This is a genomic window from Pseudoalteromonas sp. KG3 (assembly GCF_030436385.1).
In the GTDB taxonomy this organism is placed as follows: domain Bacteria; phylum Pseudomonadota; class Gammaproteobacteria; order Enterobacterales; family Alteromonadaceae; genus Pseudoalteromonas; species Pseudoalteromonas prydzensis.
The window spans coordinates 757,424-773,370 of sequence record NZ_CP098523.1; the positions used below are offsets into that span (position 1 = coordinate 757,424).

Annotated in this window: 13 protein-coding genes and 1 other annotated feature; of the genes, 6 read left to right on the forward strand and 7 right to left on the reverse strand. The window is 37.4% G+C overall.

What is annotated here, in order from left to right:
- Positions 1 to 15 precede the first annotated feature (15 nt).
- The 6 genes from NDQ71_RS03690 to NDQ71_RS03715 are packed head-to-tail and all read left to right on the forward strand — an operon-like array spanning position 16 to position 9,454.
- The gene (locus tag NDQ71_RS03690; RefSeq protein WP_301562275.1) at positions 16 to 2,835 is read left to right on the forward strand and encodes a DNA methyltransferase; all 2,820 of its coding nucleotides are present in this window, start codon (positions 16 to 18) and stop codon (positions 2,833 to 2,835) included.
- Positions 2,836 to 2,853: 18 nt separating this feature from the next.
- On the forward strand, positions 2,854 to 5,643 hold the full coding sequence (locus NDQ71_RS03695) for a DEAD/DEAH box helicase (protein ID WP_301562276.1): 2,790 nt from the start codon (positions 2,854 to 2,856) through the stop codon (positions 5,641 to 5,643).
- Between the two features lie 3 nt (positions 5,644 to 5,646).
- On the forward strand, positions 5,647 to 7,614 hold the full coding sequence (gene pglZ, locus NDQ71_RS03700) for a BREX-3 system phosphatase PglZ (protein ID WP_301562277.1): 1,968 nt from the start codon (positions 5,647 to 5,649) through the stop codon (positions 7,612 to 7,614).
- Positions 7,615 to 7,619: 5 nt separating this feature from the next.
- Positions 7,620 to 8,330 (forward strand): hypothetical protein, encoded by a 711-nt coding sequence (locus NDQ71_RS03705; RefSeq protein WP_301562278.1) that lies wholly within the window; start codon positions 7,620 to 7,622, stop codon positions 8,328 to 8,330.
- A gap of 18 nt (positions 8,331 to 8,348) precedes the next feature.
- Entirely contained in the window at positions 8,349 to 9,056 is a 708-nt protein-coding gene (locus NDQ71_RS03710; RefSeq protein ID WP_301562279.1) for a hypothetical protein, read from the forward strand.
- A gap of 35 nt (positions 9,057 to 9,091) precedes the next feature.
- Positions 9,092 to 9,454 (forward strand): hypothetical protein, encoded by a 363-nt coding sequence (locus NDQ71_RS03715; RefSeq protein ID WP_301562280.1) that lies wholly within the window; start codon positions 9,092 to 9,094, stop codon positions 9,452 to 9,454.
- A gap of 45 nt (positions 9,455 to 9,499) precedes the next feature.
- Here the strand turns inward: NDQ71_RS03715 and NDQ71_RS03720 are convergent, their stop codons facing one another.
- The 7 genes from NDQ71_RS03720 to NDQ71_RS03745 all read right to left on the reverse strand — a co-directional run bounded on the left by NDQ71_RS03720 (position 9,500) and on the right by NDQ71_RS03745 (position 15,875).
- On the reverse strand, positions 9,500 to 9,802 hold the full coding sequence (locus tag NDQ71_RS03720) for a hypothetical protein (protein ID WP_301562281.1): 303 nt from the start codon (positions 9,800 to 9,802) through the stop codon (positions 9,500 to 9,502).
- A 465-nt stretch (positions 9,803 to 10,267) separates the two neighbouring features.
- Positions 10,268 to 11,487, reverse strand: a protein-coding gene (locus tag NDQ71_RS03725; protein ID WP_223230517.1) for an IS3 family transposase whose coding sequence is annotated in 2 segments (ribosomal slippage) — positions 10,268 to 11,199 and positions 11,199 to 11,487 — 1,221 coding nt in all. Because the reading frame shifts where the segments join, the coding sequence is not laid out codon by codon here.
- Positions 11,093 to 11,209, reverse strand: a sequence feature (AL1L pseudoknot). It overlaps the preceding gene by 117 nt.
- A gap of 50 nt (positions 11,488 to 11,537) precedes the next feature.
- Positions 11,538 to 12,203 (reverse strand): hypothetical protein, encoded by a 666-nt coding sequence (locus NDQ71_RS03730; RefSeq protein ID WP_301562282.1) that lies wholly within the window; start codon positions 12,201 to 12,203, stop codon positions 11,538 to 11,540.
- 19 nt (positions 12,204 to 12,222) lie between these two features.
- A complete protein-coding gene (locus NDQ71_RS24370) occupies positions 12,223 to 12,477 on the reverse strand; it encodes a YkgJ family cysteine cluster protein (RefSeq protein ID WP_182760840.1) in 255 nt (84 codons plus the stop codon).
- Complete coding sequence (locus NDQ71_RS03735) at positions 12,477 to 13,910, reverse strand: hypothetical protein (protein WP_301562283.1); 1,434 nt, start codon at positions 13,908 to 13,910, stop codon at positions 12,477 to 12,479. Before NDQ71_RS03735 ends, NDQ71_RS24370 begins: the two co-directional genes overlap by 1 nt.
- A gap of 73 nt (positions 13,911 to 13,983) precedes the next feature.
- On the reverse strand, positions 13,984 to 15,480 hold the full coding sequence (locus tag NDQ71_RS03740) for a hypothetical protein (protein WP_301562284.1): 1,497 nt from the start codon (positions 15,478 to 15,480) through the stop codon (positions 13,984 to 13,986).
- 2 nt (positions 15,481 to 15,482) lie between these two features.
- Positions 15,483 to 15,875 carry a TerB family tellurite resistance protein gene (locus tag NDQ71_RS03745; protein ID WP_301562285.1) on the reverse strand — a complete coding sequence of 131 codons (393 nt, stop codon included), beginning with the start codon at positions 15,873 to 15,875 and terminating at the stop codon, positions 15,483 to 15,485.
- Positions 15,876 to 15,947 lie beyond the last annotated feature (72 nt).

Sequence of the window (15,947 nt, forward strand, 5' to 3'; positions counted from 1 at the left end):
TTTAAGAGAGAATATATGCAACAAGATTCATTATTAGATGACGAAAAAATCGAATCATCAAATGGCCCTGTAGAATGTTTAGGCCAAGCTTTCGAAAACGAAGAAGCACGTAGAGATCACTTCACTAAACTTTTAAGTGAAAAGTTAAAAGATCCTGAATTTAGAAAAATAGAAGGCTTCCCAATTGGTACAGATGAAGCGATTCTTGAACTGTCTGATCCTCCATATTATACGGCATGCCCTAACCCTTGGTTAAATGACTTTGTTGAATATTGGGAATCCCGAAAAGAGAATTCTGACGAAGAGTATCACCGTGAGCCATTCGCTGCTGATGTCAGTGAAGGCAAAAATGACCCTATATATAACGCTCACTCTTACCATACAAAGGTCCCTCATAAAGCAATAATGCGTTATATCCTTCATTATACAAAACCTGGTGATATTGTATTTGATGGTTTTTGTGGTACGGGTATGACTGGTGTTGCTGCACAGTTATGTGGTGATCTCAATGTTGTTGAGTCTTTGGGGTATAAAGTAACACCTGATGGCAATATTGAAGAGAAAATTATAGATATTGATACAGGTGCAGAAACGTGGCATCAATTTTCTAAAATAGGTGCGAGAGAGTGCATATTAAGCGATTTATCACCTGCTGCGTCATTTATAGCTAATAATTATAATAATCCAATTGACCTAGAAAGATATGCTAGAGAATCGGAAAAGTTTTTAAATACAATTAAAAAATCCTGCTCTTGGATGTATAAAACTGAAGATGAAAATGGAACTGAAGGTGAAATTAATTATGTTGTTTGGAGTGAAGTATTTATTTGCCCTGAATGTACAGGCGAATTAGTTTTTTGGGATATAGCAGTTGATGCTAATAATGGCATCGTAAGAGATTCTTATCCTTGTAGTCATTGTGGTATCGAATTAACAAAACGAAAAATGTCTAGGGCTAAAACTAGCTATTTTGATGAGAAGGCAAATGAAGTTGTTAAGTATACAAAATCAGTACCAGTCAGAATCAACTTTTCTGTAGCGGGTGAAAGAAAATCATTCAACAAAAAGCCATCTAAGAAAGATCTAGAGCTTATTGATAAAATCCATAATACAAAAGTTAATTCCTGGTACCCTTCCGATGAAATTATGGATGGAGATAAAACCCCTGAAGCAACAAGACAAGGCTATTTAAAAGTTAATCATCTGTTTACGAATAGAAACTTACTAGCCTTCTCGGTTGCATGGGGAAATGCTCCGAAAACCCTCAAATGGGCAATAACGGGCAGTATTCAAAGAGGCTCTAAGCAACATCAAATAGCTATATCTAGAATCGGTGGCCCTAAAGCGGGTGTTGGAGGAGCTACTGCTGGACATAGGCGAGGTACGTTATATATACCTTCAAATCAAGTTGAAATGAGCGTACTACTGTTGATAAAAGAACGTTTAGCTCAAATTAAAAAATCGATGTCCCCAATATATAAGAAAAATTTAGTTCAAATTGCTAGTGCGAGTGACACCAAACAGACAGGGCTGAGAAATTATTTAGATTACGTCTTTATTGATCCGCCTTTTGGGTCGAACATTATGTATTCAGAATTGAGTCAAATCTGGGAAAGCTGGTTACAGGTTTATACAAATAATAAGGAAGAAGCGATAGAAAATAAGACTCAAAATAAGAACCTTGATAAATATCGACATCTTATGACTGATTCTTTTAAAAAAATATATTCTGCATTGAAACCTGGTAGATGGATGACAGTTGAGTTTTCAAATACAAAGGCTGCTGTTTGGAATACTATACAAACAAGTATTGCTGAAGCTGGCTTTATTATTGCTAATGTTGCTTCGTTGAATAAAGGAAGGGGCGGTTTGAACGCTATTGTTGGGGTAACTGCCGTTAAGCAAGATCTAGTTATTTCAGCATATAAACCTGATGCTGGTTTTGAGCGTAGATTTATTGAAGAAAGTGATGAACAAGCTGTTTGGGATTTTATTAAGACTCATTTAGGTTATCTTAAAGTTACTAAGCGTGTTGATAACGAGCTAATAAAAATTTCAGAAAGAGACCCTCGAATTTTATTTGACCAGTTGGTTGCATATTTTGTTAGAAATCATAGAACAGTGCCTATTTCTACAAAAGAATTTCAAGAAGGGCTGAGTGAGCAGTTTATTGAAAGAGATGGTATGTTTTTCTTGCCAGAGCAAGTTTCAGAATACGACAAAGAAAGGATATTAAAGCCTAGTTTACGTCAATTGACAATATTTGTAGATGACGAAGCATCAGGGATAGAGTGGCTACGCCAAGTATTACGTGGAAAACCACAAACCTATCAAGATATTCACCCTAAATTCATTAATGAATTATCTGGCTGGAAGAAAAATGAGCTTCAATTGGAGTTAATGACGTTACTTGAACAAAACTTCATTAAATACGATGGTAATGAAGATGTACCTAACCAAATCCATACCTACCTCTCTACCAACTTTAAAGATATGCGAGGATTAGCTAAAGACGATCCTGTACTTGTCAGTAAGGCAAAAGATCGTTGGTATGTGCCAGACCCAAGTAAAGCGGGAGATATCGAAAAGCTTAGACTTCGTGCATTGCTGCGTGAGTTTGATGCTTATAAAGAAGAAAAGAAAAAGATTAAACAGCCGCGTGCCGAAGCTTTAAGGGCTGGATTTAATGCTTGTTGGGAAAAACAAGACTTGCAAACAATATTAGATATTTCAGTCAAAATCCCACCTGCTGTATTGCAAGAGGATGAAAAACTGCTGATGTTCTACGATAACGCGTTAACACTAACATCTAATGATGATGACGATTGGGATTAACACTAAAAGGAAATAAGGATGTTTGATGTCGGAGAGTGGGCTTGGAGCAAGGCCCATCAACAGCATGTTAAGGTAATAGAAAACTCTGGCCTATGGGGCCAGAGTTTTTATCGTGTTTGGTTACAGCAACAAGACTCTGTTGTGAAAGTTGTTGCTGATGACTTAGTTCATGCTGATGATCAGCAAGAGCCAAGCGAACACTTTATTTCATATGTTGCAGTGGCTGCAAAAATAGCGAACGCACAGCAAGAAGATGTATTACTAGCCCCAATCGAATCCAATGTTATTCCTCTGCCTCATCAATTAAAAGCACTCAATAAAGCGATGGCTCGTAAGCAAGTACGATACTTGTTTGCTGATGAAGTTGGTTTAGGTAAAACCATAGAAGCTGGCTTAGTGATGCGAGAGCTAAAACTGAGAGGCATGGCTAAACGCATATTAGTATGTGCTCCAAAAGGTTTAGTTAGCCAGTGGGTAAGTGAAATGAGTACTCATTTTAATGAGAGTTTTCACTTACTTTTACCGGGAGAGCAAAAGCCTGTTGATGAGCATGACAATGTTTGGTTGCGCTATGACCAAGTTGTTTGCCCTGTTGATAGTATTAAACCGATAGAGAGCCGCAAAGGCTGGTCTTTAAAGCAAGTTCATGAATATAACAAACATCGATTTGATGACTTACTTGCCGCAGGTTGGGATTTAATTGTCATTGATGAAGCCCATCGTTTAGGTGGCAGTACTGAGTTAGTCGCTCGATATAAATTAGGGCAAGGGTTAGCAGAAGCTGCACCTTATTTATTGCTACTGTCGGCCACACCACATCAAGGAAAAAGCGATGCCTTCCATCGCTTAATGGCCTTACTTGATCCTGAAGTGTTCCCAGATATTGGGAGTGTAACCAAAGAGCGAGTGCAGCCATATGTTGTACGTACCGAAAAGCGGATATCTATTGATGGTGAAGGCAAACCATTATTCAAACCTAGAAAAACAGAGTTAGTCCCTGTTGCTTGGCAACAGAAGCATTCCATTCAACGTCATCTTTACGAAGAAGTAACCGAATACATTAAAGAAGGTTACAACCAAGCCAAAGCCAAAAAACAAAATGCCATTGGCTTTTTAATGATTTTGATGCAGCGACTAGTCAGCTCTAGTAGTGCCGCGATAGCCAAAACATTATCTAGACGTTTAATTGCTTTAGATACAATGGTGGTTGAAGAAGAGTTACCACTGTCTTTCGCTGATGATTGGGCAGAGCTAGATGGACAATCACAGTTAGATGAAATGATTGTTGAAAGTAAACAAGCCTTAGAGAACGAAAAAGCAGAAGTTGCACATTTACTGAAATTAGCAGAGAAATGTGTAGCCAATGAAAGTGATGCTAAAGCGGAAGTATTGTTAGATTGGCTTTATAAATTGCAACAAGAAGAGCAATCACCTGATTTAAAAATGCTAGTGTTTACCGAGTTTGTACCGACTCAAGCGATGCTAGACAAATTTTTTACTGATCGCGGTATTAGTGTTGTTTGCTTAAATGGTTCGATGGACCTAGGTGAGCGAAAAAAAGTACAAGCGTCTTTTGCGGGTGATACTCGAATCCTTATTTCGACAGATGCAGGTGGTGAAGGTTTAAACCTCCAGTTTTGTCATGTGATTGTTAACTATGACATGCCTTGGAACCCGATGCGCATGGAACAAAGGATAGGACGTGTTGATCGTATCGGTCAGCCTCATGTTGTTAGAGCTTTAAACCTTGTACTAGAAGATACTGTTGAGCATAGGGTACGTGATGTACTTGAAACTAAGCTTCAAGTTATTTTAGAAGAGTTTGGTGTCGATAAAACCAGTGATGTGCTCGATTCTGCTGAGGCTAATCACCTTTTTGACGAGTTGTTCATGGAAGCATTGACTAACCCAGAGGTAATGGACCAAGAGCTAGCCAAAGCACTACAAACAATACAAAACGCAGGAAAGGATAAAAAATCACAAGATAATTTGTTTTCTGACGGTGAGCAATTACTCGCTGAGACATATCAAAAAACGGCTAATCACCCTTTACCTCATTGGGTTTCTTCAATGGTTGAGCAATATCTTCTATGGCAAAATCAACAAGGCATTAAGGCCAGATTTGATAAATCCTTAACAGGCGGTTTAGATATTACTTGGCCAGATGGAGCTTTATGGAATGATATAACTTTTGTTGGTAAAGACGCTCAGCAAGATCTTAGACTAAAACACATTACTTTGGAGAACCCTAAAGTTAGAGGGTTGTGTACCCATTTACCTATTTGGAGTGATGTGCAATCGATACCTGTTGTAAAAGTACCAACATTACCAACAGGTGCTTCTGGCTACTGGTCTTTGTGGAGTGTTCGTTTTGCCGGGAGCGATGAGAGACAAGTTAAATACTTACCTATTTATATTAAACCTGATGGTAGCTTTTTTGCTCCAGCCTCAAACCGAATTTGGGATGCATTATGCTCCGATACGGTAGAAATTATTAGTGGCTCAAGTACGGTAAAAAATTCAGATATTTACCAAATACTGCGAGCTGTTGCAGAAGAACAAGGAAAATTAGTTTTTGAAGATATGCTAATTAATTATAAAGCTGATTTGTCAGAGAAAATTGATAAAGGAGAATATTCTTTCGCTGCGCGAAAACGAGCAATAGAGAGAATCGGATTGCCTGAAGTGAAAAATTACCGTTTACGTCAGTTAGTAGATGAAGGACTTAATTGGGCACAGCAAATAAAAGAAAAACAGCTAGTATACCCTGAGCTATCACTTCATATTGTTTTTGAGATTAAGGGGTAATTTATGGCTTGGCAAAGTGAACTGCTCAGTAAATTAGATTTCACCGCAAAACAGTGTTTTATTATTTCAGATCCTGAAAACCTTTGTTTTGAACCATTTATTGACGCACAGTTTGAAGAATCAAAAATAGAGCTTATAGATGATAGCGATCCTGTGTCGTTAAGGTTGGTATATGAGAATTGGCTTGAAGATCAAAACAGCAAGGCATTAATCATTAGATGTGCTGAAATTGATGAAAATTATATTCCTTTTGATATCTCGTTAAACGCACAAAGCGTAAATTTTCATATCAATGAAATAATACCAGAGCTAGAGAGCGAAACACTTCGAAGCCTTTCTCCTATTTACTTCCAGCCAATTAAGGAAGCCATTTCAAACTATCGGCCAGGCAAGCTGGGAAGAATTGCTAGTTTAGATTTTTTATTAAGACATATCTATAAGATTGCCCCTGAGATAATACAATCTGAAGTGGATTTAGTTAGATTACTCATTCAAAAGCATTACCTTAGTGGTGACATGCCAGAAGTAATTGAGCAAAGGTTAATTGCTTTATTAGAGCTAAATAGCGCTTTCAACAGTTGGGATTTTGATAGGTTATTGCCAAATAAGGCTGAGTTTTTTGAGTTTCTGCAAGCTCAATGGGGGCTATATCTTCAAACACTAGTACCTGTGCAAGAAATTAAAGAGCCTTCATGGCCTCAAGGTAAACTAATTGTGCCGTTTGAAGATCAGGATATTCAAGTTTATGTGGATAATTTATTCAGTGATGGTTTGCTAAAACCTATAGATTTAAAAGGAGTACCACAAGAACACTGGGCCTCTATAGGTGTTGCTAGTGATGAAGGTTTCTCTGAATTAAAACGCTTTTCTCATTTGCTCTCTCGTTTAAATAAAGTGTTTTCAAATGTAGAGGTTAATGAGCAAAACGCGGACTTTTGGGGAGAGCATGCATTTGAGCTTGGTATGCTGAATGCGTTAAGCCACAAAATAGAAAAGTTACTCCCTTCAGATGTTACATCATTAAAGCGCCTAAACGATAAAGTAGATAGTACGTTTGAGCAGTGGTTACTAGATAAGTTTGGTAGTTTGATTTCGTTACCCTCGATTCGCCACCCTAATATGTTGCATAAAATCCCTGACTGGTTAAATCGTAAGGTACAGGATGAACAAAAAGTTTGCTTGCTTGTTATGGATGGAATGGGCTTTCAGCAGTGGGCATTGTTTAGAGAGTCTTTGAACTCATGTTCAAGAGTGACAATGGAAGAACATTATAGTTTTGCTTGGGTCCCCACTATTACCTCAATTTCTCGTCAGTCGATGTTTTCGGGTAAAAAACCTTATTTTTATGCTGATTCACTTTTGACAACATCAAAAGAAGGTAAGCTGTGGCAAGCATATTGGGAAGACCATGGTTTAACTAGCAAAGAAGTCTTGTATGCAAAAAAAGTTGAAGATAGAGCTACTAATGAATCGTTTAATGACTTGATATCTAATCGCCATATTAAAGCTGCGGGCTTAGTAATCAATTTTGTTGATGAACAAATGCATGGCATGAAGGCCGGAATGTCAGGGCTAAATGCTGTTGTGACCGACTGGATAAAAACTTGGGAATTTGCAGATAAAATCAATATCTTACTTGATGCTGGTTATGAAGTTATTGTTACAGCTGATCACGGTAATCAAGAAGCTATTGGCTGTGGGGCATTAAAAGAAGGTGTTAAGGCTGAAACCAAAGGTGAGCGAGTTAGAATCTATGATTCAGAAAATGCAGCTACTAGTTCTAATGACCTTTTAGACGGGAAAGTGCTAAAATGGCCCGGCAAGAAATATGGCTTACCTGAAGGACGATTTCCATTAGTAAGTAAAGGAACTCATGCGTTTGTAAAAGAAGGGAAAAAAATTGTTGGGCATGGTGGTATCAGCTTACATGAAGTAGTTGTACCGTTAGCCGTTATAAAAAGAAAGTTGTAATAGATATGTCTAAAAGGGTTAATTATAGTCGTCATATTGAGGCTCATTGGTTAGATCAAACGGCACTTTGGGTTGCCGAAGAGTTAAACAAACAAGAATTGCACGACAAAATTAATTCAATGCTTTCACCGTTGATTAACTGCAAGGTTAATTTGGGAAAAACACGAAATCAATTAACATCATTGTGGTTTGATAAGAACGAAAATGTCAGTAGTGAGTTCTCAGCATTCGCAGTTGATTACGTGAAAGAGAGTCATGATATTCCTCTTGTTATTCATTGGGGGTTATTAATTGCGAAAAAGAAATTCTTTGCTGATGTAGCTCGATTTATTGGACGAAATTCAAAGTTTAATGACTCATTTACATATGCTCAAGTACAAAAGCGAATGGTTGAGTTATACGGTGATACTGAAACAGTAAAACGTGGGCTGCGCTCTGTATTGAAGACTATGGTTGATTTTGGAGTTTTGCTACGAAGCAACTCCAGAAGTTACCAAGTAAATCAAAATAATTTGGCAGTACCTAAAAAATTAATGAACTGGTTATTATGCGCTTTACTATTTAGTGAAGACGTAATAAGCAGAACACTATCAGATATTATTGATGATGCAATTTGGTTTCCATTTGAGATTAGTATCGAGCCAGAAGACATTGATAAGCAATGGTTTGAAGTGCATCAGCAAGGATATGAGCTGATGTTGTTTAGAAAGAAATAATAAAATAAGAGAATTAATTTGAAAGTATCAATTGGTTTTAATCGACATTTAGAGTCGAACTGGCTTGCTCAAACAGCATCTTGGGTGGCAAATGGAATTGAAGGTAAAGAGCTAAAGGATAAAATTGATACTTTACTAACTCCTGATTTTACAAGCCAAGTGGCTAAAGACAAAACACGTAATTTACTTTTCGGTATTTGGAGTAAATTACCCAAACATATCCCCAATGATTTTCAACGAGATGCAGCTAATTTACTGATGGAATATAGTGAATTGAACTTAGTTTTTCACTGGGGAATGATGCTTGCAAAGTACCCTTTCTTTAAATCTGTAGTTGAACAAATTGGTCGTTTAACCAAGTTAAATGACTCTTTTTTATATTCTCAACTTGAACAGCGAATTACCGAGAATTATGGTGATACTTCAACAATCAAAAGAAGTATGCAGTTTGTAGTAAGAACGTTGATGAACTTGGAATTACTAGCTAACCCTAAGCAAGGTATATATCAACTTAGAAAGCCTATTCAAGTTAATAATCCATCAATAAAAGCTTGGTTAATAGAAGCAAGTGTTTATTCTGAACAAGTAACAAGTCGAAGCTTAACTGCCATTAACGATGAAAATGTTTGGTTCCCATTTGAGCTATATTTTGATGAGAATGATCTGAGTCAAAATGATCGTCTTGAAGCTCATCACCAAGTCGCTGATGTGATAGTTTTTGTTTAAGAGCACTGCACCACTACACATCTAACTATATAAGCATGAGTAGATCAATTTGGAGAAGACCCGGTGTACCACATACAGGCTGGGTGCATGTCAGAGATATAGAAAATGATACTCGTAATGGCGTTTGCGAGATGTGTGGTCAGAAAAACATTAAATATCTCGATGTTTTGATACACGATAATTATGAGGGTGAGATAAAAGTTGGAAAAGACTGTTCAACTATAATGTTGATTCCAGGCAAAAATGGTTTCCGCTGGCCAGACACAGACATTCTTATATTAGAAAATGAAGACACAAAGCAATTTGGTATTATTAAAGGTAATAAAGCCTATCCAGAAAGATTTTCATCATTAGAAGAGGCCCAGAAATGGGCTATTGATAACTCAATATACTTGTAGCTTTGAAGCTGCATTATTTACGAGGCTTCAAAGGTTAAGGTTAATCTACAGCCAATGATCAGGTATTTTTAGTTCGAAGGTCTTTGCTGCATATTTGAGCATTGAAATTATCTCTTTATACCTAAGTTGATCGAAGGGCTGATTTTTATTTTTCATCTCTACTAGTTTCTGTAATTCAGGTAAGTTGAACATTTTCAATTTATATAAGTTACCCCAGGTAGCCTCACCAAAGAGATTATAGATAACTTCAGTTCCGTCACGCTCACTAGCTAGGCGTTTTTCACCAGTTATTAGTAAAACAGCTTTTTCAGCTTCATCTCTATCATCGTAGGTATTTAATAGTTTCATTGCTATTCTTCTAAGCACTTCTATATTATTTATATATGACTTTCAAGCTGAATTAAATGGCTCATTACCTAAAATTTATGAGCCAGAGACTTAGTTAAACTTGGAAGTGGTCTTCACAAACAGGGTTATCTTGCAGATAACACACTGCAGGCTTTTCGCAAAACTCGCATTCAGTACCTTCTGGCACTGTGTTTTCATCACAGTTAGGGCAGCTTTTGAGTTTATAATTAAACTTGTGCTCACACACTTCGCACTCAATTAAATCATCTTCACAATCAGGACAATTATCGTATTAATCCAAATCGAATTTTAATTTACACTCACTACACTCTACTAAATCGCTCATATTCCTTGCCTCATTTTATTAATTTAGACAGCAATGTACCTTTTAATGTACCTTCAGTAAAGCCATGATATTAGTAATTATGAATCGCCCCGAGTTCATCGGAGACCAGTTTGTTTAAGTCAGGCCACTTTACCTGACTCGTTTAAATTATCATAGTAGTCTGTTTCATATTGAGCTGGTGAAATATACCCAATTGAAGATAATAAGCGTTGATTATTAAACCAATTGACCCACTCTAATGTTGCGTATTCAACAGCATCAACATTCTTCCACGGGCCATTTCTGCGAATAATCTCTGTTTTAAATAATCCATTTATTGTTTCAGCCAATGCATTGTCATAAGAGTCACCCACACTGCCTACAGACGCTTGAATTCCAGCTTCAGCAAGTCGCTCAGTGTATCGTATAGACAAATATTGGCTGCCTCTGTCGCTGTGGTGAATTAACCCTTCGGGGTTGCCACGATGCCAAATAGCTTGCTCTAACGCATCAAGAATAAGCTCTGTGTGCATTGTCGTTGATACACGCCAACCTACAATGTATCGTGAAAAAACATCTATCACGAAAGCGACATAAACAAACCCACTCCATGTGGCAACATAGGTGATGTCAGCTACCCAAAGTTGATTTGGCTGCTCAGCAGTAAATTGACGATTAACTAAATCAAGTGGCTTATCTTGTTGCTCGTCAGGTATCGTTGTCTTATGTGCTTTACCCCGACGAACACCTTGAATTCCCATAACTCGCATCAATCGTTCGACTGTACAGCGGGCGACTTGATGGTCGTCAAGCTGTAGCTGCTTCCATATTTTTCTTGCACCATAAACTGACATATTATCCTCCCACACTTCGCGAATGAGTATTATCAGCTCAGCATCACGCTTTTTGCGGTTAGACAGTCGCTCAGGCTCTCTTTGTATCTGTTTATGAGAATAATACGTTGATGGTGCAATCGGCAATTCCTTGCAAATTGACTCGACACCGTAATGCTCTCTGCAAGCATCAATAAAATCCACTATTACTTCTGTTTGCGGTCGAGCTCCGCTTGGGCGAAAAAAGCGGCAGCTTGCCTCAGGATATCATTCGTTCGCTTGAGCTCTTTATTCTCGCGCTCTAAGACGGCAAGGCGTTCTTCAGTTGATTGCGTATTAGAAGAGGGTTTAGACGGTTGAGCTTGAGATTTCTTGACCCATGCTCTAAGTGTTTCTGGGGTACATCCCAGTTTATCTGAAATCGATACTAGCGCAGCCCAAAGAGAAGGGTATTCATGCTGTTGTGTGGTAACAAGCCTAATTGCACGTTCACGAAATTCTGATGTATAGCGATTTGATTTTTTCATAGTTCCAGTTTCTCAAGTTATTGAGTCTCTGGCAAACACGGGGCGATTCATTAATTGAGCAATTCTTTAATCAACACAGAACCTAATTGCCGTGTATTAACTGGATTTCCGTTGCTATTTAAAATTGAAACCCCTAACTCTTTAGCAATATCACGTAAGTAAGGCTTACTTGGTGTTACAAGCTCATCATTTAAAAATACTTCAATGGTGCCGTTTTCAAGCTCTATTAATTTGTAATTACGCCATATAGCTTCTTTTACATTTAATAAAATACGTGGCTTAACCGGTGGATTTATCAACTTAGTCATTGTAATACAGCTTTTACCCGTTGCTGCATCGCTCATTAGTAATCTAGCTTGTTCAACTGGCGCATCGAGTAGAGTTTCTACCTGCATTTCGTCTGTATTGATTCTTAAAATAATAATACGATCAACTAATTCAAGCGTGTTTGTATTAAAGCTTATATGGCCGCTTGTATGCATTCTACCTGTTGTTTTAACTGATATACGCTCACCAGTACTTGATACTACATCGTAGCCCGCCTGATTAACCTCCGTTGCCATACGCCCATTTGTTATAAGCGCTGCGTACAGCTCCCCTATTCTCCCAGTTAAATGCCTAAGCTCAGTTGGAGGTACATCCCAGCTCAACTCCCTTTCTAACCAACTCATTGCATCACCAAGAGACTGAATAATTTGCATTTGTGTTAAAGCCATTTAAATTCCCCTATTTTATTTACTTTTCAGGTAGCTTTTCACACACATCTAAATTTATTGCTATAAATTCGTTCCAGCTGAACCTTTCTTTATAGTATTTATTGAACTGTAATTCTATTCGGCAAATTTCAGGTCTATTGTCGTAAATTTTACAGTGTTTGGTATTATCATCAAAATGCTCACAAGTACCATCACCTCTATCCAGGTAACTGGTAATAGGTGATAAATTTACGTTTGAGCAGCATTTACCGCATTTAGTACATGGGAAATCCATCAAAAATCAAAACTCTGATCTGATTGCATTAATTGATCAAATTCGGCAAAGTTTTGAAATGGTAACTCACAGTCAAATCTTTCATTTAAAGAATTTAAAGCATCTATATACTGATCTGGTTCTGTATTACTGACCGCCAAATCCATAGCTAAAAAAGTCGAGTCAAATATATGTTTTCTTTCTGCAAAGTGTTCATCAAGTAAGCTTTGAAGCTCAGCTCTATTTTTTTGAATTTGCGGAATGGCTTCTAAACAAATAGCGCGTATTTGGTCTCTGCGCTCTTTAGATACCTTAACTACTGCACTATCACCTAAAGCAACTAAACCAGATTGATGGATCATATTTCCGATAAAATAACCAACCCCCGCCCCTACTAAGGCGCCAACTACAGGAATTGGAATCGCTAACTGGCCTAACGCACCATAATAAAAAGATGAAGTACCCGTTATAGCTGTATGACTTATATTATCGGTTAACTCTTCTAGTTCTATATCACCTTTTAAATAAGATACTATGTGCTTACTTGTATTAACTACTCCAACAGCGATTGCAACAGGCGCAGATGATCTCGTGATACTTTTAGCTAATTGCTCGCCTAGGAAATGAGAGGAAGAATGCGTGATACCTTTACTGATCGCCGTAACGGTATAACCGGTTGCAAAACCCTTTGCACTATTAATTATTGTATTTATAGAGGCTTCTGCAATATCTTTCTCACCTTTTATTACTGAGTAACCTTCTGTTAATAAAGATATCCCTCCGGTTAAACCTGCCCCTACAGCTCCTGCCTTCATACCTGATTTGTGCATATCAGTAAGAGCTGATTTGAATTTATAGTTGTTAGCAATTTTATCTGCTTGTTCTTTATTTGTTGCATCTAGTGCTTCTTGGTAGGTTGTTCCCTCTGAAGCAATATTGTCATGCTGTAATGACTTTTTTAGATTCCGGAGTGTCTGTTCATACTCTTCTGCTTTGAGCGTACCTTTTTCTATTCTTTGTTTTAATAACTCTTCTATTTTGCTGTGTTGATCACTTGGGGCCAAGCGTAGCATTTCATCGTATTTTTCTTGGGATAATGCAAATGCACTTCTCGCAGCGCTGTTACAAGACTTTGCCTGTATCTCTCGAATCGTTTTTTTACCGTTAGAAATTATAATGTCAACTGGATCTGTAGGTAAACCCATACTAGCAGTGGTTTTAGCATATAAGTCGCTATCTTTTTTTAAGGCATCAAAGTTAAATTTTAATGTCTCTAACTGCTCAAACATATGACCTTGAGACTTATCAGCAGCTACATTTTTCCATTTAGATGCAAACTGAGATAGCTGATTTGCATCATCAAATATCCGATATGTTCGCTCTGTTATTTCTTGCGTTAAATGTTGAGAGTAAATCCCACCCAAAATAGACGCTGAAGAGTTTGTATTGTCCATAAGCAGCTTATTAATTGATAATGTATTTAAAAAGATTTGGGGGAGGTTTATACCCCCCCCCTCTCATAGTAGCTTACTTGAATTGCTCTAAATATTTTTTAATTGCGTTCACAATCAATTTTATCGCTGGAGTAATTTCAGTATGTGTATAGCCATAATAGTCACCATTTATGGCCAACTCTCTGTTATCTTCATCAACCCTTATTGATTTAATTTTCTTAATCTCAATGCTAAATCGATCATTGTAAGAAGGCTTGCCATAAATATGCGTGTCAGTTATGAAAAAACCATCTTTGGCACTACCAAAAAGAGTTGTATCAATAAGCACTAATAAACCATAAGGCTCACTCTTATAGTCACTATCAACTTCATAGTCTTCATGAGCATACGATTTTACAGCTGCTGCGGTTTTATCTCTAAGCTTTTTACCGTGTGATAAAGCATATACCCACTTTTGATCATCAATATGACTACTTACCTCACGAATATAGTGCTCTAAATCCTTTTTAGGTTCAGGCTCTTTCTTTAAATCAACGTGTTCAATGTTTGATTCTAAACTTGCTAGTTCTGGATGATCTCCTTCAATAAGAGCCGTTCCAAAGCTTGCAATATTGTTTGATTGACTTGTTAAGCTGCCATCTTCATTAATTATTACAACTTCAAGTAAGTTCTTTATACTTTTTGCTGTAGCAGCTACCTTAAAAACTAGTTTTTTATCATTGTCTGCGTAACTTGAATAATCAATATTTCGCTCTACTAGGGCACAAAACTCTTTTAGCATAGGCGTAAAGAAGTTATTTAATCGTAGGAGTACATCATTAACTTCTTCAAAACGACGATGAATACCTTCAGTTACTACTTCAGCTGTTTTCATCTGTTCAGCCGCTAGTAGCGCTTTATCACGGTTTGAATAAGCATCAATTTTTGCGCTTTCAGCTTTAGAAGCGAGCATCATACCGCCAACAGCTAATACCGGACCAGCAACTAAGCCACCCAGTACAACAGCACCACCTGCCATACCGTAGCCACCTGCAGCTAATGAACCACCACCTAACCAAGCTAAAGTAGCATTAGTAGCTGCTACACCGGTTAACGACCCTATTGCGGTACCTGTTGATGCAGTGCCTAAGAAACCAACCCCACCATATGCAGCCAAACCAGCTAATCCACCAGTACCAAGAGCTGTAACACCTCCTGACAAAACATCATGAGTTGATAATACTGAACTGCTTAAACTTTCTAAATCAGCTTTATCCACACCCGGTAATGACTCTAGACCTTTTATATCACTGTCATTAAAGTTAATATTTTTAATTTGACTAAAGCTTTTAACGAAACTTAATAGTGAATTCTCATATATATCAAATTTTGTCCTTCCTAAAGCCAACATTGAGCTATTTGCTTGTTCACGCTTTGAGTTTAAAGAACTTTCTGCATCATCAAATATATTTCTAGCTCTCTTATTAATGCTATCAGCTTCATCATAGTCAGACTTAGCATCTAGCCCTTTTTTAACTCCGTAACCACCAGCTATAATAGCTGCACCTGCTAAAAATAAAGGTAATGGCATAGTTATTCCTCCATGAACATAACTGAGTCGTTCACCAAATCGAGTTGACGTCTAACCCAATTTTCCAACTCATTTAAATTAGCTTCATTTATGTTTAGTACTGAAGCTATTTCATTGATAAAAACCTTTTCTTCTTGACCGTAATCACCATCAGCGTGAGCTAGTCCAATAAGCTCAAGTAACATCGAGACTTTGGCTTTTTTACTGTCAAAGACATCTTTGATTTCGCTTAGATTGAAGATTTCTAATTCAGATACATCTTCAGTACACTGAGATTTAATAAAGCTAATCAATTCTTCTTCGCTCTGATCTATGACACCATCAGAGATCATTAAATCATTTGCTAACTTAAGAAGTATTTCTTGCTGAGCTTTATTGAGGTTTTGTATAAACATCGAATTATTCCTTTATAAATTATGATGTTTTCAGGCATGAATAAGCCCACCATTAAAATTAATTAATAACTA

Bases quoted from the DNA above. Each gene is read 5' to 3' on its own strand.
- NDQ71_RS03720 (WP_301562281.1), bottom strand. From the start codon at position 9,802: ATGAAACTATTAAATACCTACGATGATAGAGATGAAGCTGAAAAAGCT.
- NDQ71_RS03695 (WP_301562276.1), top strand. From the start codon at position 2,854: ATGTTTGATGTCGGAGAGTGGGCTTGGAGCAAGGCCCATCAACAGCAT.
- NDQ71_RS24370 (WP_182760840.1), bottom strand. From the start codon at position 12,477: ATGGATTTCCCATGTACTAAATGCGGTAAATGCTGCTCAAACGTAAAT.
- NDQ71_RS03715 (WP_301562280.1), top strand. From the start codon at position 9,092: ATGAGTAGATCAATTTGGAGAAGACCCGGTGTACCACATACAGGCTGG.
- NDQ71_RS03730 (WP_301562282.1), bottom strand. From the start codon at position 12,203: ATGGCTTTAACACAAATGCAAATTATTCAGTCTCTTGGTGATGCAATG.
- NDQ71_RS03690 (WP_301562275.1), top strand. From the start codon at position 16: ATGCAACAAGATTCATTATTAGATGACGAAAAAATCGAATCATCAAAT.
- NDQ71_RS03705 (WP_301562278.1), top strand. From the start codon at position 7,620: ATGTCTAAAAGGGTTAATTATAGTCGTCATATTGAGGCTCATTGGTTA.
- NDQ71_RS03745 (WP_301562285.1), bottom strand. From the start codon at position 15,875: ATGTTTATACAAAACCTCAATAAAGCTCAGCAAGAAATACTTCTTAAG.
- NDQ71_RS03740 (WP_301562284.1), bottom strand. From the start codon at position 15,480: ATGCCATTACCTTTATTTTTAGCAGGTGCAGCTATTATAGCTGGTGGT.
- pglZ (WP_301562277.1), top strand. From the start codon at position 5,647: ATGGCTTGGCAAAGTGAACTGCTCAGTAAATTAGATTTCACCGCAAAA.
- NDQ71_RS03735 (WP_301562283.1), bottom strand. From the start codon at position 13,910: ATGGACAATACAAACTCTTCAGCGTCTATTTTGGGTGGGATTTACTCT.